Below are 19,784 nucleotides of genomic sequence, written 5' to 3' on the forward strand. Positions count from 1 at the left end.
GAACCCAAACTTCCGTTGCCTCACTGCCCTTGGAAACCGCAATTTTTTGAAAAAATTGAGTAAAACTTTAGGGCTTGTTTGAAAATAGAGAAATAGACGGATGGTTCGTAAAAAGTGAGCGGCCGCAAGGAAAAAAGCACAGGAATACTTGCTGTATTCCGCGCATTTTTGACGCGGCAGCCGCCGCTTTTTGTAGAAAAAGACGGCTATTTCGATTTTTCAAACAGCCCCTAGATGTTAAACAGGATCTTAAAAATCTATAAAGGACATACTGTCTGCGGGAAATGCCTGTACCGGAACATCTTCCATCAAGGGAACGATTTCTTTCTGCGAAAAACCTCGGCATAACAGGAAAACTTAAAATCACCGGCAATAGGGGGGCTTGCAAACCTTGAGCCCGCCGCAAGTTCTTATTCCGTTTTTCTCTGCCGTCCCGTATGGTCAAGCGCATAGGGCGGCTGATAGATCAGCTCTCCCACCGTCACAAACCGGTATCCCTCAGCGGTCAGGCGGTCGAGAATCTGCTCTAATGCCGCAGGAGTATTCGCCTTTCCCGCATGGAAAAGCATGATATCTCCGTTTTGCGCCCTTCCGCAGACCCGCTCGACCATCTCCCCGACCGGCGGGGTCTTCCAGTCTACACTGTCATTCGACCACTGAATCACCTCAAATCCCAGTTCCCGAGCGGTCGCGACGACCAGATCATTATAAGCTCCGGACGGTGGACGGAACAGTTGGATCTTCCGCCCGGATGCTGCCTCAAGTTTCTCCTGAGAGCGGGTAAGCTGCTGGACGATCTCCTCCCTGGAAAGCCGGGTCATATCGGGATGCGTGTCCGAATGACTGCCCAGCTCATGTCCTGCCTCCGCGATCTGCCCAACTGCTTCGGGATAGCGGTCACACCAATCCCCCACCACAAAAAAAGTGGCTTTTATCTTCCGCGCGTCAAGCAGTCCAAGCAGACGGTCGATGTCGCTGTCATCCCACGCACAGTTAATCCCAAGTGCAGCCGTTTTTTCGGAGGTCTCAACCGAATAGATGGGCAGTTCCCGCGGGCGTACGGAAGTCCCTATCGCCCTGCCTGCCGCCCCCGCTATACCAAATCCCGCAAAAACCAACAGACCGAGCACAGCAATCGCTTTTTTCCATGAAAAAACGCCGTACATAAACTTTCACCTCAGTGCAGTTTATGCGGCGTTTTCCAGTCTATGCCTGCGCGGCGAGGTAGCCGCCTGCTTCAAATGCGGCGATTGCCCCATCTCCGGCGGCAGTCACGATCTGACGCAGGGTCTTTGTGCGGGTATCCCCCGCTGCGAATACGCCGTCCAGGTTGGTCCGGGTATCCTCCCCCGCGACGATATAGCCGGATGGGTCAAGGGTGAGCTGTCCGGCAAAAAGCTGGTTATCCGGTTCGAACCCAACCGCGACAAACACCCCCTGAACCGGGATTCCGGTTCGGCCGCCCGTCTTGACATTCTCTACCTCGATTTCTCCCACCATCGGCTTTCCTTCGGCCTGCCGGATTTCCACGGGAATCGTGTCATAATGGATCGTGATATTTTCCCGCTTTTGCAGGGCATCGGTCAGCACCCTACCCGCGCGGAATTCATCACGGCGGTGAATAATGTGCACCCGCTCGCAGAGGTTGGAAAGATAAAGCGCATCCTCGACTGCTGTGTTGCCGCCCCCCACAACAAGGGTATGTTTCCCCTTATAGAATCCACCGTCACAGGTCGCGCAATAGGATACCCCCCGCCCCGCAAGCTCCTCCTCACCAGGAATCCCCAGCTTGCGGCGTTTTGCACCGTTCGCGACGATCACTGCACGCGCACGAAAAGCCCTGCCCGACTGGGTTTCAACCGTCTTTTCCGCCTCATAAAGCCGAACAGCGGATACCCCGTCAAACTCGATTCTCGCACCCTGCTCAACCGCTTGGTTATACAGGCTGGTGCTCAGCTCCACCCCGCTGATCCTGCTGTATCCGGGATAATTTTCGATCTCGGGGGTATTTGCCATCTGCCCGCCGCAGACATACGCCTCGAGCACAACGGTTCGCCAGCCCGCCCGCTGCAGGTAGATCGCCGCTGTCAAACCTGCCGGCCCTGCGCCGATAATGATTGCATCATATTGTTCCACTGTTCGTTTCCTCCCGCTATCATCGAAGTAGTTGAAAAGAATCTTTCTGACCCTTTTTAGGCCTGCCAATATATCCGATGTGCCGGCAGGCTTTCGCCCATCCCCAAAAAACAAACGCTTTTTTTGGGGACTGTCTATCGGCCTTGTGTGGTTTCTATTGTATCCCAATCGCCCGGGATATGCAACCTTTTCCAAAAATATCTGCCATTCTTTCTATCAGTTGTTTAAATCGCTACTATCTTTTTTGAGTACAATTTGCTATACTGGAATCGAATCCTCTGAAGAGAATCAACTGGTGGTGAAATCATGGCATTTTCAGAACAACTGTCTCTGCGCGCGGTCGGGATCGTTGGCCTTGGATTGATCGGCGGTTCGATGGCGCGTGCTTTTCAAAAATATACAACCTTGCGGGTCTACGGCTGTGACACCAACCCACAGACCGCCATGCAGGCCGAGCGGGACGGCGCGGTCGATGCCGCAGGCGGTCCGGAACTGCTCTCCCGGTGCGGCCTGGTGCTGGTCGCACTTTATCCCCAGCAGACGGTCACCTTCGTCCGGGAACAGATCGAACGGTTTGCGCCGGGAAGCATCCTGGTCGACCTGTGCGGGGTCAAACGCTATCCGGTGGAAAACCTGACCTCTCTCTGTGCCGAGCATGGGGTCACCTTTATTGGCGGGCATCCAATGGCAGGGAAAGAAACCTGGGGATTTTCCGGCTCGGATGCCGATCTTTTCCAGCAGGCAAGCATGATCCTGACCCCGGACGACCACACCCCGCCGGACGCACTTGCGCTGGCTTCTGAGCTGTTCCGGCAGATCGGGTTCGGGCGGATCACCCTGACCACCCCCGAAGCGCATGACCGTATGATCGCGTTCACCTCCCAGCTGGCACATGTGGTCTCGAGCGCATATATCAAAAGCCCGCGTGCGCTCCAGCGCAGCGGCTTCTCAGCAGGCAGTTACAAAGACCTGACCCGGGTAGCCAAACTCAACCCGGAGATGTGGACCGAGCTGTTTCTGGAAAACGGGGACGACCTGGTGGAAGAGATCGACGAGATCGTCCTTCATCTGAATGAATACCGGGATGCGATCTCCCAAAAGGACGGAACCCGTCTTTACACCCTGCTGGACGATGGCAGACGGATCAAGGAGGCTTTACAATGAAAACCATACAGGTCAATACAGGCAGGCCGTACCGGATTCAGATTGGCAGCGGGCTGCTCGATCAGGCGCCTGCATTGATTGCGCAGGCCTACGGGGATCGGCGCCCCCGGCTCGCAGTCATCACCGATGATACGGTCGACCAATTCTATGGGGACCATCTGACCGCTCTGCTCGAAAGGGCAGGGTATCCGGTCTGTAAATTTGTATTTCCACATGGGGAGCAGTCCAAAAACCTGCAAACTGTCCACGCGGTATACGGATTCCTCTCGGAAAACGGGATCACCCGGACGGACGTCGTGGTTGCGTTGGGCGGTGGGGTGGTTGGCGACCTCGCGGGCTTTGCTGCCGCAACCTGGCTGCGGAGCGTCGATTTTATCCAGATTCCCACCACCTTTCTTTCCATGATCGACTCGTCGGTCGGCGGCAAGACCGGCGTTGATATTCCACAGGGAAAAAACCTGGTCGGCGCGTTCTGGCAGCCGTCCCTGGTCATCTGCGACCCTTCAACCCTCGATACCCTCCCCGCTGTATATTTTTCCGACGGGATCGCCGAAGCGGTCAAATACGGCGCTATCCTCGATGACTCCCTTTTCCGGCTGTTCGAGGAGGGCAGGCTGCGCGAACAGCTCACCGAGGTAATCGCCCGGTGCATCGACCTGAAACGGCTGGTCGTTGAGCAGGACGAACGGGACACAGGGCTTCGCCAGCAGCTGAATTTCGGCCACACCTTCGGCCATGCGATCGAAAAACAGGCACAGTTCACGATCACCCACGGGCAAGGGGTTGCAATCGGGATGGTGCTGATCTCCCACGCCAGCGAACGTGCCGGCCTGACCCCGGCAGGGACCGCCGACCGAATCCGCTCCTGCCTGCGGCAGTACGGGCTGCCAACCTCCACCGACTACCCGATCGGCCTGCTCTGTCAGAATGCAATGGGGGATAAAAAACGCTCCGGTTCGAAGATCAAGCTGGTCGTGCTCGAACGGATCGGCCAAGCCACCCTGCATCCGGTCGATACCGACCGCCTGCTCTCCTTTATGACGGAGGAATCCGATGCCTGATTATCTTCTGACCCCCGCCCGCCCGCATGGGGAACTGCACGCGCCTCCTTCCAAATCTGCGGCGCACCGGGCGCTGATCTGCGCCGCCCTTTCAGGGGAGCCCTGCCGGGTCTCCCCGGTGTCGAGATCGGCGGACATGGATGCGACCATGGGGGTGCTCGCCGCAATGGGCAGCCGGTTCACGCGGGAGCAGGCTGCGGTCGTCTTTTCAGGCGCAGGCTGGGCCGCTGCGCCTGCCCTGCTCAACTGCATCGAAAGCGGCTCCACCCTGCGGTTTCTACTGCCCGTTGCCGCCGCGCTCGGCATCCCCGCAACCTTCACCGGGGAGGGCCGGCTCCCCGACCGCCCAATCGGGGTGCTCGCCGAGCAGATGAAACGACATGGTGTTTCGTTCTCTTCCGATCGGATGCCGTTTACCCTCTCAGGACGTCTGACCGGTGGTCAATACCTGCTGCCCGGAAATGTCAGCTCTCAGTTCATCTCGGGGCTGTTGTTTGCGCTCCCGCTCCTGCCCGAAGGCGGGGAAATCCTGCTCGATTCCCCGCTTCAGTCGGCCGGATATGTCGAAATGACGCTCGAGTCCCTGCGTGGCTCAGGCATCCGGGTGGAGGAACTCCAAAACGGCTGGCGGGTTCCTAGAGGACAGGCATACAGCAGCGGAGACCGAACGGTTGAGGCAGACTGGTCCAACGCAGCCTTCTGGCTCTGTGCGGGGGCAATCGGCGGAAAGGTCCGCCTGACCGGGCTTTCCCCCCATTCTGTACAGGGGGACCGGGCGATTCTGGAAATCATCCGGCGGTTTGGCGGGCAGGTTTCACAGGATGCGGATGGGGTATGCACCTGCGCCGCGCCGCTGCATGGCTGTAGGGTGGACGCAGGGCCGATCCCCGACCTGATCCCGGTGGTTGCGGTGATGGCAGCATTCGCCCATGGTGAAACCGAAATTTACAATGCCGCCCGCCTGCGGATCAAAGAGAGCGACCGGCTTGCAACGGTCAGCGCCCTGCTCCGCAGCCTCGGCGGGACGGTTGCTGAATACCCCGACCGCCTGGTCATCCAGGGCGGCGGGCTGCATAGCGGAACGGTCGATGGTGCAAACGACCATCGGATCGTGATGGCGGCTGCGGTCGCAGGGATGTTCTCCGACGGACCGGTAACAGTCACCGGTGTGGAGGCGGTAGGAAAGTCCTACCCAGACTTTTTTGCAGACTACCAAAAACTAGGCGGCTTTTACGCCCCGACAGGAGGTTAATAGCATGTCATCCAGATGGGGCAGACAGTTTCAGATTTCGATTTTCGGAGAGAGCCATGGGGCCGGGATCGGCGTCGTGATCGACGGCGTCCCCGCTGGGTTCACGCTCGATCTCGAAGAACTATACGCATTCCTGAAGCGGCGCGCACCCGGCAGGAACCGCGCCAGCACCCCGCGTCAGGAATCCGACCTGCCGGAACTTGTTTCGGGCGTGCAGGATGGACGGACAACCGGCGCACCGCTCACCGCATTGATCCGCAACAGTGACCAGCACTCGAAGGATTATTCCGAGCTGGCCAGCACCGCACGTCCCGGGCACGCCGACTATACCGGCTACCTGCGTTATGCAGGCTGCAATGATGTGCGGGGCGGTGGGCATTTCTCCGGGCGGCTGACCGCACCGCTCTGCTTTGCGGGCGGGGTCGCCAGACAGCTCCTTGCCGCACGCGGCGTTCTGGTGGGGGCACATGCCGCGCGTATCGCAGGGATTGACGACGCCCCATTCGACCCGGTTGGCTTGGATGCTACAACCCTGCTCGCCCCCGGAAAAGCGGAGATCCCTGTCCTAGACCCGGAATCAGGCAGGCGGATGCTCGATGCGATCGAACTGGCGCGGATGGAGCAGGACTCGGTGGGCGGCGTGGTCGAATGTGCGGTGCTCGGGATGCCCGCGGGCGTTGGCTCTCCGATGTTTGATGGGTTGGAAAACCGGATTGCCTCGATCGTATTTGGCATCCCGGCGGTCAAAGGGATCGAATTTGGAGCCGGATTTGATGCCGCCGAGCTGCGCGGGAGCCAGAACAACGACCCGTTTCGTATCCGTGACGGGAGGGTTGTCTGCTCCACAAACCATGCGGGCGGCATCCTTGGGGGCATCTCGAACGGTATGCCCATCCTGTTCCGGGCCGCGTTCAAGCCCACCCCGTCGATCTCCCAGCCGCAGCAGACGGTCGATTTTGTCCGGCATACCGAGCGGGACCTGACCGTCCATGGACGGCATGATCCATGCGTTGTCCTGCGCGCGGTCCCGGTGGTGGAAGCCGCAGCCGCAATCGCAGCCGCTGACTGCCTGCTCGAGGCGGACGGTTACCGGCACTTCTGAGCGCCTGCCCGTACGGAAAAAAGTGCTCTTCCAGAGCGAACTGATCCTAAAAAAGCCCCCGGAACCGTTTCCAAGCGGTCCCGGGGGCCTCCTCTTTTCACCTATTATTTCCCTGTCGCATTGCGAAATGCCTGCCGGGTCGCCTTGATCTCGGTCAGGGACTTGACCAGCACTTCCTCGGTCTTGTAAAGGCAGTTGTCCGAAAACTCCTGCGCCGCCTGACGGATCTCACGCGATTTCATCTGCGCTTGGGTCAGGATTTCGGATGCTTTGGCCTGTGCCGCCTTGACGACCTGTTCCTGCGCCACCAGGCTGCGTGCACGATCCTCAGCCTTCCGGATGATCGATTCCGCTTCCTTTTTCGCGCCCGAGATAATGTCGGTACGGTCGGAGACAATCGCTTTCGCCTGCTTGATCTCAGACGGGATGTTCAGGCGGATATCGTCGATCAGGTCGCGCACCTTGTCCGCATCTACCACGCAGCGCCCCCCTGAAAGCGGAAGGCTCCAGGAACGGTCAAGAAGCTCATCTATAACGTCCAGAATTTCATCAATATTCATCTGAGGTTTCTCTCCTTTTTCGGAACTGTTTGCAACTCAAAACGGTTAGATGTCCGCATGGTACCGTCTGGCGATCCCCTGGGACACCGTCTCAAGGATGCAGTCGGGTACAAACGGGCTGATGTCCCCGCCAAAACGTGCAATCTGGCGCACCATACTCGAGGACAGATACATCATCTCACTGCTCGAGGTGAGAAAGACCGTTTCGGCGTCCGGCTCCATCTTGCGGTTGGTGAGCGCCATCTGGAATTCATAGTCGAAATCCGAGACCGCGCGCAGCCCTTTAATGATCGCAGCCGCCGAACGCCTCCTTACATAGTCTATCAGCAAACCACTGAACTTGTCAACTTCTATACCGGGAAGCCCGCCAAACACGGTACGGATCATCCCAACCCGCTCCTCCACCGAAAAGACCGGATGCTTGTCTGGATTCTCGCTGACCACGACAATGACCCGGTCAAACAGTTTGCGGGCCCGCAGAATAATCTCCTGATGCCCCTTGGTGATCGGGTCAAAACTGCCCGGACAGATTGCGATTCGCTCCATCCTTACTCGTCCTCCGCTGTCTTTTTGTAGGTGGTCACCTTGGCCTTGCCATAACGGTAAACCTTATAGATCGAAAATTCCCCTGCCTGCCCGGGCAGCTCCTCGGTGCGCTCGGTCTCACAAACAATGATCCCGTTTTCGTTCATCCGTCCGGCGAGCTGCGGGAGCACTTCGTCGATCTTTTTCTGCCCATAGGGTGGATCGACCAGCGCGATGTCAAACCGATCGGTGCATCCTGCGAGATAAGCGGAAGCATCCATCGCGGCTACCCGGCTGTTCTGGGCGAGCCGGGTAGCATTCAGGTTGCGCCGGATGATCTCCTGCGCCTCACGGGAACTGTCCACGAACACCGCGAATCGTGCCCCCCGGGAAAGAGCCTCTACCCCGAGCTGCCCGCTGCCCGCAAACAGGTCGAGCACCATCGCCTGTTCGATCTCAAATTGCAGGATACTGAAGATCGCTTCCTTGGCCATATCCGAGGTTGGGCGGGTATCGGTGCCCGCGGGCGCTTCCAGACGCATCCCCCGCGCCGAACCGGTAATTACTCTCATAATTTTTTCTCCTGTTTTCTATTTCATCTGTTCGGGTCTTTTGGAACCTGTTTTATATCTTGGACCCTGCGCTTGTTTAACCGCCGCAGCGACACATTGTGACTCTATTATCCGCAATTTATGCGGATTTGTCAATCTTCCTCATGCAGAAACTGGTACAACCGCTCCGCTGCCGGGTGGGACATCCCCTTGACCTGCGCCAGCTCATCGACCGAAGCCGCCCGGATCGCCTTGACCGTTTTGAACTGTTTGTAGATTTCCGCGGCGCGCTTGTCGCCGATCCCTTCGCATTGGGTGAGTGAGAGGGCGAATGCGCTCTTCTGGTGTTTCGACCGGGAATACTGGATCGAAAACCGGTGCACCTCCTCCTGAATCGAGGAAACGAGGGTAAATGCACTGCGGTGGGAGGCGATTGCAATTTCACCGCCGCTTTCAGCGATCGCGCGGGTGCGGTGCTTATCGTCCTTGACCATACCGAACACCGGCACCGAAATCCCCATCCCTGCCAGCATGGGCACAATCGTCCCCACGTGCCCCTTGCCGCCATCGAGCAGAATCAGGTCGGGCAGCCGGTCAAATGCCTCGTCCTGTTTGTCCGGGTCGAGATACCGCTCAAACCGGCGGCGGAGCACCTCGCTCATGCTTGCATAGTCGTCGGTGCCTGCCACCGTCTTGATGCTGAATTTGCGGTAGCATTTGCGCAGCGGACGCCCGTTTTCAAAGACAACCATCCCCGCAACCACCGTATCCGAACCGATGTTGGAAATATCGTAGGACTCGATATACCCGGGCGGTTTTTCCAGCCCGAGCAGACGCGCCAACTCATCGAGTGCGGCGACCTCCCGCCCGGTCCGCTGGCCGCGCTGGGAGAGTTTTTCCGCTGCGTTCTTTTTGGCCATTTCCATCAGTTTGAGCTGTTCCCCGCGCTGTGGGATGCGGATTTCGACCTTATGGCCCGCCTGCTCGCTCAATAGCTGGGCCACAATCTCCACATCCTCCACCGGCCCGTCGAGCTGGATCTTCCGGGGGAGGTCCTGACGGTTGGAGGTGGTATAATACCGCAGCAGGAATTCCTGCCGGGCTTCGTCCAGATCGTCTACCGCGCCGAGCAGGAAATCCTGCTTGTCCACCAGGCGCTCGGTGCGGAATTTCAGCACCACTGCACAGGTTTCGGTATCAGTCCGCTGCAGGGCAATCACATCCTGGTTCGCAACGCTCGTAAAGACCACCTTCTGTGACTCGCTGATCTTCCCGATCGCCCGGATACGGTCCCGAAGCTGCGCCGCCTTCTCAAACTGCATATTTTCGGCGTATTCATTCATCTGGCGGGTCATCAACTCGACACTCTGCGAGCTGCCGCCTTTGATATACTCGAGCGCCTGCGCCAGAATTTCATGATACTCTTCGAGCGAAATCCTACCCTGGCAGACCCCCATGCACCGTTTGATATGGAAGTTCAGGCAGGGGCGCCCCTTCCCGAACTCCTGCGGGAACCGTTTTGAGCAGGTGGGCAGCAGAAACACCCGGTTTGCCTCGTCGATCGTCTCCTTGACCACATAGGCCGAGAGGTACGGCCCGATGTATTCCGCACCATCCTCCTCCCGCTGGAAGGTCTGACGGATCCGGCTATATTCTTTCGGGAAAATTTTGATATAGGAATAGCCCTTGTCATCCTTGAGCAGGATGTTATATTTGGGGGTATGCAGCTTAATCATGCTGCATTCGAGCACCAGCGCTTCGAATTCGCTGTCGGTCACAATATAATCGAAGTCAAACACCTGCGAGACCATCCGGTATACCTTTGGCAGATGCTTTTCCACCGAGCGGAAATAACTGCTCACCCGGTTTTTGAGCGCTTTTGCTTTGCCGATATAGATGATATCGCCCGCCTTGTTCTTCATGATGTAGACTCCCGGCAGCAGCGGCAGCCCATGTGCTTTGTCCGAAAGGTACGGAAGCCTTGGGTTGTCCATCCGATCCCCCTTTTCCAACTTTCCCGATGGTTTACAAAAAATGCACCGTCCTACACAGGAACGGTGCAATTTTCAGGCATCAAAACCAAACTTACTCTGCGAAGCCCGACTCTACGAGCTTGACCAGCCCATCTACTGCAAGCTGCTCGTCCGAGCCGTCCGCGATGATCCGGATGGTAGTGCCGCCCACGATTCCGAGCGAAAGCACACCGAGCAGGCTCTTGGCATTGACACGGCGCTCCTCCTTCTCAACCCAGATCGAGGATTTGTACTCATTCGCTTTCTGAATGAAGAAGGTTGCAGGGCGTGCGTGAAGGCCAACCTGGTTCTGGACAGAAACTTCTTTTACAAACATAGCAATACTCTCCCTGTTCTAAAAAATGTAAATGTACTGGTTTGCCTGCGACTTATTTTTATTATAAGCGGAAGTTCCCCGAGCGTCAATCGAATTCGGGTTCGATTACAAATTTTTCGGGATTTTTCTGCTTGTTCCCCAATTCCTTTCAGATTCTAAAGCAAGATAATTGTGCAAGTTTACCACAAAGTTTTCAACAATTGTGACAAGATACCCTGTCGAAACGTTGTATTTCGTCGAATCGCAATTAAATAACAATCAGTCCCGCACAGGAGCGAAGCAGCTGCCAGGCCACCGGAACGGCCAGAGCGGGGAGCAAATTTGCGGTGCGGATGGTGGTAAACTCGAGAAAATTGATCCCGATACAGAGGACAATCGCATAGCCAACCATGCAGATTCCGCCAAGCAGTGCGTCCGAAACGAACGGGGACAGAACCCCCGCAAACAGGGTAATCCCACCCTGATAAAGCGCGACTGGCAGCGCGGAAAAGAGCACACCAAATCCGAGTGTCGAAGCAAGGATGATCGAGCAGACGAAATCGAGCGCACTTTTAATGTAGAGGATGCTGCTGTCCCCGGTGAGGCCATCGTTCAGCGCACCGATAATCGCCATTGCGCCGATGCAGTAGATCAGGGAACCGTTGATAAAGCCCTTGGCAAATCCCTCTTTTCCAAACCGTTCTTCGATCCGTTTGCCCATCCGGGTGAGTTTGTCGTCGATCTCCCACAGCTCACCCGACACACCGCCAATCACCAGGCTGGCGATCAACAGGAGAGAGCCGTCCGACGAGAGGGAGCCGTCTGCCCCGACCGTAACCATCGAAGTCACCACCCCGTTGAAGCCGATGATAAGCACCGAAAGCCCCAACAGCTTCATTGCAGCGCCCTCGACCCGCTCGGGCAGGCCGCGGCGGATCAACAGCCCGATCAGGCTACCGGCTACCACCGCGATTGCGTTCACCAATGTCCCCATCTCATGGCTCCTCCTTCCAGCCGAGTGTCCGCAGATACCACCGGTCTTTCTCGGTGAGCGGAGCGGTTTTCAGCATCTCCGGACGTTTTTCCCAGGTATTTTTGAGAGACATCTCCCTCCTCCAGCGGGCGATCGCCGCATGGTTGCCATTGGTGATGATCTCAGGAACAGCTATGCCATGCCAGACCGCGGGTTTGGTGTACTGCGGGTATTCGAGCAGACCGTTAAAATGGCTCTCCTCGGTGAAGCAGCTCTCATCCGCCAGAACCCCGGGACAGAGACGGCTCACACAGTCGATCAGCACGAGTGCGCCCAGTTCACCGCCGGTCAGCACATAGTCGCCGATCGAGATTTCCTCGTCCACGATCTCGTCAAGCACCCGCTGGTCCACCCCTTCGTAGTGCCCGCACATAATATAGAGATGTTCGAGTTTGGACAGCTCAAGCGCACGCTGCTGGGTCAGCGTGCGGCCCTGCGGGGACATATAGATGACATGCGGCCTGCCTCCGCGCGCTTCACATGCCGCCTCCCAGGTGCGGAACATGGGGTCTGCCTGCATCAGCATCCCCTTGCCGGGGCCATAGGGGGTGTCGTCCACATTGTTGTGCTTGTCCACCGTATAATCCCGGATCTGCCAGCAGCGGATGTCCAGATAGCCCGCCCTGCGTGCGCGCCCGACAATGCTTGTCCCCAACACTGTCTCGCACATCTCGGGGAAGAGCGTTGCAAGATCAATCTTCATCATCAAACAATCCCTCCAACGGCCGGATGGTCACAATCCCCACATCCAGATCACGGGAGAGCACCACATCCGGGATCGCAGGGACAAGCCGCTCAACCCCCGCCGCATCTTTCAGATAATAGACATCGTTCGCCCCGGTCGGGCGTACATCGTAAATTTTCCCGTAGTCCCGCCCGGTATCCGCGTCGAGTACTGTACAGCCGATCAGGTCCTGTACAAAATACTCCCCTTCCTCCATTGGAACATCCGCCCGGTCGAGATAGAGCACCTTTCCACGCAGCGTGACCGCCTCTTCCACCGTCTCGGTCCCTTTGAATTTGAACACTACCACATTTTTCTGTACACGGGAGCGCTCGATCTCAAGAGGGGACCTGCCGCCATCGAGATAGAGGGTATCGAACCCCAGCAGAAAATCCGGGGAATCGCACCAGGGCTGCACCCGGACTTCGCCTTTGATCCCCTGCGTTGTGACAATTTTACCACATTCCAGAAACTGCTTACGCAATCTACCGCCTCCTCTCCGGCCCTTCCAGAGCCTGTTTGATCTATAAAATAGTTACCCATTTTCCACTTCCGCCACAGCGATATGCACAGCCCAACCGGCGTGAAGCGGCAGCTTTTAAATTGAGGGAAACAACCACGGTTTCAAAGGAAATGCCTTCGGCGCAGAGACTGCGCAAAATACGCTATCCTGTGAAACACCTTTTGGGGAGGAATGGCCGCCCAACATGCGGCAAAAAGGGGCTTTTTGCGAACGAAAAAGCCCCCTAAAAAACAGGGCATGAAAAAAGAGGAGCAGTCTGCTCCCCCTCTTTTCAGTCGATTTCGACGGCAACCTTCGTCTCGGTTTTGTTGGCTGCCGCTCTGACAACGGTGCGGATCGCCTTGGCAATCCTGCCCTGTTTGCCGATGACACGGCCCATATCGTCGGGAGCAACGTGAAGATGGTAAACCACCATTCCTTCGTCATCCGGCGGATCAACAGTAACGTTGACCGCGTCTTTGTTCTCGACCAGTCCGCGTGCAATAGTAACGATCAGCTTATCCAAAACGACTTACCTCCACCCGCAGATTAGAGCACGCCTTCAATTTTCAGCAGCGCCTTTACGGTATCGGTCGGCTGGGCGCCATTGGAAAGCCACTTTTTCGCCTTCTCGGCATCAATCTTGATAACCGACGGGTCCTTAGTCGGATCATAATACCCAACTTCCTCAATGAATCTGCCGTCTCTGGGATAACGGGAATCCGCTACAACGATCCGATAGAACGGAGCCTTTTTTGCACCCATTCTTCTGAGTCTGATTTTAACAGCCATGTATGTCACCTCCTAATGATTTTGTTTCGTCTAATCAGGTCCTGCTTGAAAGCCAGAAAGCACTCAAACAGCCCTGCTTCAGTCAACCGGTCAACCGGATGAAAGTGAATTAAAAGGGCATTCCACCCGGCGGCATCCCCATTCCGCCCATCCCCGCGAAGGGATTCCGACGGCGCTTACCGCCTTTTTTGGAGCCGCCCGCAACGCTCCGGAACAGCTTCTGCATCTGGTCATTCTGCTTGAGCACCCGGTTTACGTCTGAAACTTCGGTCCCGCTGCCTGCCGCAATCCGGCGCTTGCGGGAAGGATTGATCAGAGCCGGCTTTTCCCGTTCTGCCGGGGTCATCGAAAGGATAATCGCTTCCACCTTTTTCAGTTCGCGTTCGCCCTGTTCGGCATCCTCATCCTTCAGCTTCCCGGCGACCCCCGGGATCATATTCATCACGCTCGAAAGCGGCCCCATCTTTTTGAGCTGCTGCATCTGCTCGAGCATGTCGTTGAAATCAAACGTGTTGGCCTTCATTTTTTGGGCCATCTCGAGTGCCTTTTTCTGGTCGAAGTCGCTCTGCGCCTTTTCGATCAGGGTCAGCACATCGCCCATCCCCAAAATACGGGAGGCCATGCGGTCGGGATAGAATGGTTCCAGCTCATCGAGCTTTTCGCCAGTACCCACAAACTTGATCGGCCTGCCCGTGACCGCACGCACCGAAAGTGCTGCACCGCCGCGGGTATCACCGTCGAGCTTGGTGAGGATCACCCCATTGATCCCCAGTGTTTCATTGAATTTTTCCGCCACATTGACTGCATCCTGGCCAACCATCGAATCGATTACCAGCAGGATTTCATGCGGCTGAACGGTGGATTTGATCGTCTGCAGCTCGCCCATCAGCGTCTCGTCGATATGCAGCCGCCCGGCGGTATCGAGGATCACCAGGTCGTTCCCGTGGTCCTTGGCGTGCAGCACTGCCCGCCGCGCAATCTCAACCGGGTCATTCTGCCCCATTTCAAACACCGGGACGCCTGCCCGCTCACCGACCACTTTCAGCTGGTCAATCGCTGCCGGACGATAGACGTCGCACGCAACAAGCAGCGGGCGTTTGCCCTGTCCCTTGAAATGGAGTGCGAGTTTTGCCGAATGGGTTGTCTTACCGGAACCCTGCAATCCACACATCATTACAATCGTCGGGGGCTTGCTTTGGAAGTTCAAACGGGCATTGCTTTCCCCCATCAGGGTAGTCAGCTCGTCATTGACGATCTTAATGACCATCTGTGCCGGGGTGAGGCTCTCAAGCACCTCGTCGCCGACCGCCTTGGCAGTCACATTTGCGACAAACTCTTTGGTTACCTTGTAGTTGACGTCCGCTTCGAGCAGCGCAAGCCGCACTTCCCGCATTGCTTCCTTGATGTCGCTCTCCTTCAGTTTCCCTTTGTTCCGCATCCGCTTGAATACGGCGGAAAGCTTGTCAGAAAGCCCTTCAAACGCCACAAAGCCTGCCCCTTTCCTGTTTGAGATTCGATTGATCCATCAGCCTGTTCTACTCGTTGATACTGTTCGCGATCCGGACGATCTCCGCGCTCCGCTCACTGATCTCTTTTGAGATCCCATAGCGGCTGCTGTAGTCGCCAATCTGTTTCGCGTTGCGTATGATCTGATCCAGCCCATCCTGTATCTGGCGAAACTTCCGCGCCAGCCCGAGCCGTTCCTCCAGATCAAGCAGCACACTCTCTGCACGCTTGATCGAATCGCGTACCCCCTGCCGCGTGATGCCGCTGTGTGCGGCGATCTCCGAGAGGGAGAGGTCCTCGTTGTAGTAAAGCTCGACTACGTCCCGCTGTTTTTCGGTCAGCATATCTCCATAAAAGTCGAGCAGCAGGGAAATTTCCAGATTTTTCGCCACAGCGTTCCCCTCCAAAGATGTAAAGCCATCCGCTTTACATGTTCCCTCTTGTGGTATTATACAGGAAGCATTTCCCGATGTCAAGGCTTTTTTCTTTACAAAACCAAAAAGCGTCCATCAGCGGCGAGGCTTTTCTCTTGATCCTCCTCTTTCGATAGAAACACAGCGTTTGTCTGCCGCTGCCCCTCGGGCCAGAGCCGGATTTCCAAAGAAATGTCCCGGCAAGCCTGCCGGGACATTCCGAACCGATTACCAGATACCGGATTATTGGCCGAGTACCTTCTTATACATATTGATATACTCCACAGCCGAACGGCCCCAAGTAAAATCGCTCTGCATCGCCTGATGGACTGCCTTTTTCCACTCATCGCGGTTATAATACAGCCCGCCAGCACGATCGATCGCTCCGAGCATATCGTGGGCATTATAGGTCTTGAAGGTGAAACCATTGCCGCCCTCCGGACTGCCCATATCGATGATCGAATCTTTCAGCCCACCGGTTTCACGAACGATCGGCAAAGTGCCGTAACGCAGGGAAACCATCTGAGCAAGGCCGCATGGCTCGCTCTTGGAGGGCATCAGGAATACATCCGAACCCGCATAGATTTTGCGCGCGAGATCGGGGATGAACCCAATCTTAACCGCCATCTTGCCCGGATATTTGGCCTGCATTTCCTGGAAGAAACTCTCAAAGATATAGTCGCCCGAACCGAGCGCGACCACCTGAAGCTGACGTCTCATCAGCTCTTCAAAGATGTACTGGATCAGGTCAATCCCCTTGTGCGCCACAAACCGGGTTACAATACCGATCAGCATGATGCCTTCATCTTGCTGGAGCCCCATGCTCTTCTGAAGCTCAACCTTGTTGATCTGTTTTTTCTCGATGGTATCCAGCCCATAATTCTCGTAGAGTGCCGGGTCGCTCTCAGGGTTATAGCTGACCGTGTCGATCCCGTTCAGGATGCCGACCAGTTTTCCCTGATGGTTGCGGAGCAGACGGTCCAGACCATGTGAGAACCACGGATCGGTGATCTCATTGGCATAGGTCGGGCTGACGGTCGAAACATAGTTGCTGACCTCGATCGCCGCTTTCATCATGTTCAGGCATCCATCATACATCATGGTCGGTGCGGCATAGTAAGGCAGGCCGAGCACATCGGTTGCGATCTCCATGCCATATTTGCCCTGATACTGGATGTTGTGAATCGTAAAGACCGTTCTGATCTTCTGATATTTTTCGATCTCGCGGTAGAACAGGTTCAGATAAACCGGCACCATCGCAGTCTGCCAGTCGTTGCAGTGGAGGATGTCTGGATCATAGTCAACATACTGAATCATCTCGCAAACCGCTTTGGAGAAAAACGCAAACCGCTCTGCATCATCATAGAAACCGTAGATGCCTCCGTCGCGTTTAAAATAATACTCATTATCCAATAGGTAATATTTCACACCATTGCTGCTCGCTTCAAAGACACCACAATACTGATTGCGCCAGCCAAGCGGCACATAAAAACTGCACAGAAACTTCATATCCTCGCGAAGCTCCTGTTTGATCGCGCTGTAGAGCGGGATCACCACCCGGCATCCCTGCTGGTTTTCACGGATTGCGCGGGGCAGAGAACCCGCAACATCGGCAAGGCCGCCAGTTGCGATAAACGGGGTTGCTTCGGAAGCTACATATAAAATTTTCATGGTATTCCTTCCTCCCTAACGATTTGCGGATGCAAGGCAGGAGCGGTCATCGTCTACCGCCCCCGCTGCCATTTTCAAGATCAGATTGCACTGCCTTTGGAGATATAAGTCGGGTAGGTCTCATACCCAATCAGCGTGCGGGAATCCTTAATCAGCACGTCTTTATCGGTAATGACATACTCCAGATGCGCATTGTCTCCAATATAGGTATTCTGCATGATAATGCAGTTTTTCAGCACAGCGCCCTTACCGATCTTAACGCCGCGGAAGATCACACAGTTTTCGACCTCTCCATTGATGATGCAGCCATCTGCGATCAGCGAATTGCCAACCTTCGCCGAGAGGCCGTATTTGACCGGCACCTGATCGCGTACCTTGGTGAATACCGGTTTATCTGCCGGGAACAGCTCTGCGCGTACTGCCGGGTCAAGCAGCTCCATGTGCGCCGCAAAATAGCTCTTCATCCCACAGATCTTGTGCGTATAGCCGGTAAACTCATACGCGCGGATGTCGAGCACCCCAATCGAAGGCTGGATCGCGTGGCGGACGAGCGAATAACTGTCGTGGCTCTTGCCCTCGGAAATCAGCCGCTCAAGGAGCGTTTTCTCGGCAATCATCACGTTCATGTAGACGTTCTGCTCTCCCTTGACCTCGGGATTGACCATCGCATCGGTAAGTTTCTTGGTCTCAGGATCAAAAGTCAGGGTCGTGGTATCGGCGCGTGCTTCGTCGCGCACCTCGGTGCGTTTGCACATCATTGTAATCTGTGCGCCCGAACGGATATGCTCGTTGATAAAGTCGCGCAGGTCCATATTGGCGATCACATCACAGTCACAGAGCAGAACATATTTCGCCTTATTGTGGCGGATATAATCCAGACCGCCCTGAAGCGCTTCCAGGCGTCCGCGGTAGATGCCATGTGCGCCGTCGTTGTTGGCGAACGGGGGCAGGATGGTCAGGCCACCGCGCTTACGGGCGAGATCCCATGCCCGGCCTGCGCCGACATGGTCCATCAGGGACTGATAGTTCTGCTTGGTGATGATGCCGATATCGGTGATGTCTGAATTAACCATCCCCGAAAGCACAAAGTCGATCAGGCGGTAACGGCCGCCGTAAGGCACCGAGCCGGTGGTACGGTGCTCGGTCAGCTCGCCGAGCACGCTGTCATGCATATTGGAAAATACGATTCCTAAAACTTTATTCTGCCGCGTCATAACCTTAGCGCACCCCCTCAACATCTTTATCGACCATCGCCTTGGGCGGGACAACCGCGCCTGCGCCAACGGCCACGCCGTTGCCGACAACGGTTACGCCCCAGTCGTCGCGGTTGGAGGCGTCCTCCGGGCGCATACCGACCACTGCATTTTCGCCGATGACACAGTTCTCCGCGACAATCGCGTATTCAACCACTGCGCCCTTTTTGATCACTGTGCCGGGCATGACGATCGAATCGTGCACGACTGCGCCTTCCTCTACCGTAACACCTGCAAACAGGATTGAGAAATCAATGTCGCCGCTGATGTGGCATCCCTCGGTAATCATCGAGTTTTCCACCTTTGCGCCGGACGCGACAAAGTGGGGAGGCATGACCGGGTTGCGGGAGTAGATTTTCCAGCTGTCGTCATAAAGGTCGAGCGGGACATTTGGGTCGAGCAGGTCCATATTGGCTTCCCACAGGCTGTCGATCGTCCCGACATCCTTCCAGTAGCCTTCAAACGGATATGCTACCATCTTCTGCCCATCCGCCAGCATGGCCGGCAGGATGTTTTTACCGAAATCCTTGGACGAGTTCGGGTTGCTCTCGTCGTCGATCAGATATTTGCGCATCTTCTTCCAGGAGAAGATATAAATACCCATTGAGGCGAGGTTGCTCTTGGGCTTGGGCGGCTTCTCCTCAAACTCGTAGATGGTGCCGTCCGGATATGTATTCATGATGCCAAACCGGGACGCCTCCTCCAGCGGAACCTGAAGGACCGCGATGGTGCAGTCCGCTTCCTTTTCCTTGTGGAAATCAAGCATCTTTTCGTAGTCCATCTTGTAGATATGGTCACCCGACAGGATCAGGACATATTCTGGATCATACCGTTCGATAAAGTTGATATTCTGATAGATCGCATTTGCGGTGCCGGTGTACCAGTCGGAGCCGGAGCTTTTCTGGTAGGGCGGCAGGACAAACACGCCGCCGTTGCTGCGGTCGAGATCCCACGGCTGGCCGTTGCCGATATACTCATTCAGGACCAGCGGCTGATACTGGGTCAGCACGCCCACAGTGTCGATCCCCGAGTTGACGCAGTTGGACAGCGGAAAATCAATAATTCGATATTTTCCGCCGAACGGAACTGCCGGTTTTGCAAGGTTTTGGGTCAGCGTATAAAGCCGGCTGCCCTGACCGCCTGCCAACAGCATGGCAATCCATTCCTTTTTGCAAAACATGGTTGATTTACCCCCTCTATTATCATACAGT

At 56.1% G+C, this 19,784-nt stretch carries 21 protein-coding genes; 4 read left to right on the top strand and 17 right to left on the bottom strand.

Annotated features, from left to right (window positions below):
• Window positions 1–410: 410 nt before the first annotated feature.
• A complete protein-coding gene (locus tag D5269_RS12430; protein WP_120485908.1) occupies window positions 411–1,166 on the bottom strand; it encodes a polysaccharide deacetylase family protein in 756 nt (251 codons plus the stop codon).
• 40 nt (window positions 1,167–1,206) lie between these two features.
• The gene (trxB, locus tag D5269_RS12435) at window positions 1,207–2,136 is read right to left on the bottom strand and encodes a thioredoxin-disulfide reductase (RefSeq protein ID WP_120485909.1); all 930 of its coding nucleotides are present in this window, start codon (window positions 2,134–2,136) and stop codon (window positions 1,207–1,209) included.
• Between the two features lie 306 nt (window positions 2,137–2,442).
• On the opposite strand from trxB, the gene D5269_RS12440 reads away from it, so the two are divergent.
• From D5269_RS12440 to aroC, 4 genes are read left to right on the top strand one after another with little or no spacing between them, the layout of a single operon-like run.
• Window positions 2,443–3,300 (top strand): prephenate dehydrogenase/arogenate dehydrogenase family protein, encoded by an 858-nt coding sequence (locus tag D5269_RS12440; protein WP_016314898.1) that lies wholly within the window; start codon window positions 2,443–2,445, stop codon window positions 3,298–3,300.
• Window positions 3,297–4,361: a 3-dehydroquinate synthase gene (gene aroB / locus D5269_RS12445; protein ID WP_120485911.1), complete on the top strand. Its 1,065-nt coding sequence runs from the start codon at window positions 3,297–3,299 to the stop codon at window positions 4,359–4,361. The genes D5269_RS12440 and aroB overlap by 4 nt, the downstream gene beginning before the upstream one ends.
• Complete coding sequence (gene aroA, locus D5269_RS12450; protein ID WP_120485912.1) at window positions 4,354–5,613, top strand: 3-phosphoshikimate 1-carboxyvinyltransferase; 1,260 nt, start codon at window positions 4,354–4,356, stop codon at window positions 5,611–5,613. The genes aroB and aroA overlap by 8 nt, the downstream gene beginning before the upstream one ends.
• Window positions 5,614–5,617: 4 nt before the next feature.
• Window positions 5,618–6,715, top strand: a complete 1,098-nt coding sequence (gene aroC, locus D5269_RS12455; protein ID WP_016314895.1) for a chorismate synthase — start codon at window positions 5,618–5,620, stop codon at window positions 6,713–6,715.
• Window positions 6,716–6,819: 104 nt separating this feature from the next.
• On the opposite strand, the gene D5269_RS12460 is transcribed toward aroC, so the two are convergent.
• The 15 genes from D5269_RS12460 to D5269_RS12530 all read right to left on the bottom strand — a co-directional run bounded on the left by D5269_RS12460 (window position 6,820) and on the right by D5269_RS12530 (window position 19,753).
• Window positions 6,820–7,275 (bottom strand): hypothetical protein, encoded by a 456-nt coding sequence (locus tag D5269_RS12460; RefSeq protein ID WP_016314894.1) that lies wholly within the window; start codon window positions 7,273–7,275, stop codon window positions 6,820–6,822.
• Window positions 7,276–7,320: 45 nt separating this feature from the next.
• Window positions 7,321–7,821, bottom strand: a complete 501-nt coding sequence (coaD, locus tag D5269_RS12465; RefSeq protein WP_016314893.1) for a pantetheine-phosphate adenylyltransferase — start codon at window positions 7,819–7,821, stop codon at window positions 7,321–7,323.
• Window positions 7,822–7,823: 2 nt separating this feature from the next.
• Window positions 7,824–8,372, bottom strand: a complete 549-nt coding sequence (rsmD, locus tag D5269_RS12470) for a 16S rRNA (guanine(966)-N(2))-methyltransferase RsmD (protein WP_120485913.1) — start codon at window positions 8,370–8,372, stop codon at window positions 7,824–7,826.
• Window positions 8,373–8,503: 131 nt separating this feature from the next.
• Window positions 8,504–10,345 (bottom strand): excinuclease ABC subunit UvrC, encoded by a 1,842-nt coding sequence (gene uvrC / locus D5269_RS12475; RefSeq protein WP_016314891.1) that lies wholly within the window; start codon window positions 10,343–10,345, stop codon window positions 8,504–8,506.
• A 91-nt stretch (window positions 10,346–10,436) separates the two neighbouring features.
• Window positions 10,437–10,700, bottom strand: a complete 264-nt coding sequence (locus tag D5269_RS12480; protein WP_016314890.1) for an HPr family phosphocarrier protein — start codon at window positions 10,698–10,700, stop codon at window positions 10,437–10,439.
• Between the two features lie 247 nt (window positions 10,701–10,947).
• On the bottom strand, window positions 10,948–11,673 hold the full coding sequence (locus D5269_RS12485) for a DUF554 domain-containing protein (RefSeq protein WP_120485914.1): 726 nt from the start codon (window positions 11,671–11,673) through the stop codon (window positions 10,948–10,950).
• 1 nt (window position 11,674) lies between these two features.
• On the bottom strand, window positions 11,675–12,415 hold the full coding sequence (trmD, locus tag D5269_RS12490; protein WP_037375368.1) for a tRNA (guanosine(37)-N1)-methyltransferase TrmD: 741 nt from the start codon (window positions 12,413–12,415) through the stop codon (window positions 11,675–11,677).
• A complete protein-coding gene (gene rimM, locus D5269_RS12495) occupies window positions 12,405–12,920 on the bottom strand; it encodes a ribosome maturation factor RimM (protein ID WP_120485915.1) in 516 nt (171 codons plus the stop codon). Before rimM ends, trmD begins: the two co-directional genes overlap by 11 nt.
• A 310-nt stretch (window positions 12,921–13,230) precedes the next feature.
• Window positions 13,231–13,464, bottom strand: a complete 234-nt coding sequence (locus D5269_RS12500) for a KH domain-containing protein (protein ID WP_016314886.1) — start codon at window positions 13,462–13,464, stop codon at window positions 13,231–13,233.
• Window positions 13,465–13,487: 23 nt separating this feature from the next.
• Complete coding sequence (rpsP, locus tag D5269_RS12505; protein WP_016314885.1) at window positions 13,488–13,730, bottom strand: 30S ribosomal protein S16; 243 nt, start codon at window positions 13,728–13,730, stop codon at window positions 13,488–13,490.
• 109 nt (window positions 13,731–13,839) lie between these two features.
• The gene (ffh, locus tag D5269_RS12510) at window positions 13,840–15,216 is read right to left on the bottom strand and encodes a signal recognition particle protein (protein ID WP_120485916.1); all 1,377 of its coding nucleotides are present in this window, start codon (window positions 15,214–15,216) and stop codon (window positions 13,840–13,842) included.
• Window positions 15,217–15,265: 49 nt separating this feature from the next.
• Window positions 15,266–15,628, bottom strand: coding sequence for a YlxM family DNA-binding protein (gene ylxM, locus D5269_RS12515; RefSeq protein WP_016314883.1), 363 nt, complete (start codon window positions 15,626–15,628; stop codon window positions 15,266–15,268).
• Window positions 15,629–15,892: 264 nt separating this feature from the next.
• Window positions 15,893–17,320 carry a glycogen synthase GlgA gene (gene glgA, locus D5269_RS12520; RefSeq protein WP_016314882.1) on the bottom strand — a complete coding sequence of 476 codons (1,428 nt, stop codon included), beginning with the start codon at window positions 17,318–17,320 and terminating at the stop codon, window positions 15,893–15,895.
• Between the two features lie 80 nt (window positions 17,321–17,400).
• On the bottom strand, window positions 17,401–18,534 hold the full coding sequence (gene glgD, locus D5269_RS12525) for a glucose-1-phosphate adenylyltransferase subunit GlgD (protein WP_016314881.1): 1,134 nt from the start codon (window positions 18,532–18,534) through the stop codon (window positions 17,401–17,403).
• Window positions 18,535–18,538: 4 nt separating this feature from the next.
• Entirely contained in the window at window positions 18,539–19,753 is a 1,215-nt protein-coding gene (locus D5269_RS12530) for a glucose-1-phosphate adenylyltransferase (protein WP_016314880.1), read from the bottom strand.
• Window positions 19,754–19,784: the final 31 nt, after the last annotated feature.

It is taken from the genome of Anaerotruncus sp. 1XD42-93 (assembly GCF_009917605.1).
Classification (GTDB): domain Bacteria; phylum Bacillota; class Clostridia; order Oscillospirales; family Ruminococcaceae; genus Anaerotruncus.

Excerpts from the sequence above, each read along its gene's own strand:
- trmD (WP_037375368.1), bottom strand. The coding sequence starts at position 12,415 with ATGAAGATTGATCTTGCAACGCTCTTCCCCGAGATGTGCGAGACAGTG.
- D5269_RS12530 (WP_016314880.1), bottom strand. The coding sequence starts at position 19,753 with ATGTTTTGCAAAAAGGAATGGATTGCCATGCTGTTGGCAGGCGGTCAG.
- rpsP (WP_016314885.1), bottom strand. The coding sequence starts at position 13,730 with ATGGCTGTTAAAATCAGACTCAGAAGAATGGGTGCAAAAAAGGCTCCG.
- D5269_RS12480 (WP_016314890.1), bottom strand. The coding sequence starts at position 10,700 with ATGTTTGTAAAAGAAGTTTCTGTCCAGAACCAGGTTGGCCTTCACGCA.
- glgD (WP_016314881.1), bottom strand. The coding sequence starts at position 18,534 with ATGACGCGGCAGAATAAAGTTTTAGGAATCGTATTTTCCAATATGCAT.
- D5269_RS12460 (WP_016314894.1), bottom strand. The coding sequence starts at position 7,275 with ATGAATATTGATGAAATTCTGGACGTTATAGATGAGCTTCTTGACCGT.
- D5269_RS12485 (WP_120485914.1), bottom strand. The coding sequence starts at position 11,673 with ATGGGGACATTGGTGAACGCAATCGCGGTGGTAGCCGGTAGCCTGATC.
- coaD (WP_016314893.1), bottom strand. The coding sequence starts at position 7,821 with ATGGAGCGAATCGCAATCTGTCCGGGCAGTTTTGACCCGATCACCAAG.
- rsmD (WP_120485913.1), bottom strand. The coding sequence starts at position 8,372 with ATGAGAGTAATTACCGGTTCGGCGCGGGGGATGCGTCTGGAAGCGCCC.
- uvrC (WP_016314891.1), bottom strand. The coding sequence starts at position 10,345 with ATGGACAACCCAAGGCTTCCGTACCTTTCGGACAAAGCACATGGGCTG.
- aroC (WP_016314895.1), top strand. The coding sequence starts at position 5,618 with ATGTCATCCAGATGGGGCAGACAGTTTCAGATTTCGATTTTCGGAGAG.
- aroA (WP_120485912.1), top strand. The coding sequence starts at position 4,354 with ATGCCTGATTATCTTCTGACCCCCGCCCGCCCGCATGGGGAACTGCAC.
- D5269_RS12430 (WP_120485908.1), bottom strand. The coding sequence starts at position 1,166 with ATGTACGGCGTTTTTTCATGGAAAAAAGCGATTGCTGTGCTCGGTCTG.
- aroB (WP_120485911.1), top strand. The coding sequence starts at position 3,297 with ATGAAAACCATACAGGTCAATACAGGCAGGCCGTACCGGATTCAGATT.
- glgA (WP_016314882.1), bottom strand. The coding sequence starts at position 17,320 with ATGAAAATTTTATATGTAGCTTCCGAAGCAACCCCGTTTATCGCAACT.
- D5269_RS12440 (WP_016314898.1), top strand. The coding sequence starts at position 2,443 with ATGGCATTTTCAGAACAACTGTCTCTGCGCGCGGTCGGGATCGTTGGC.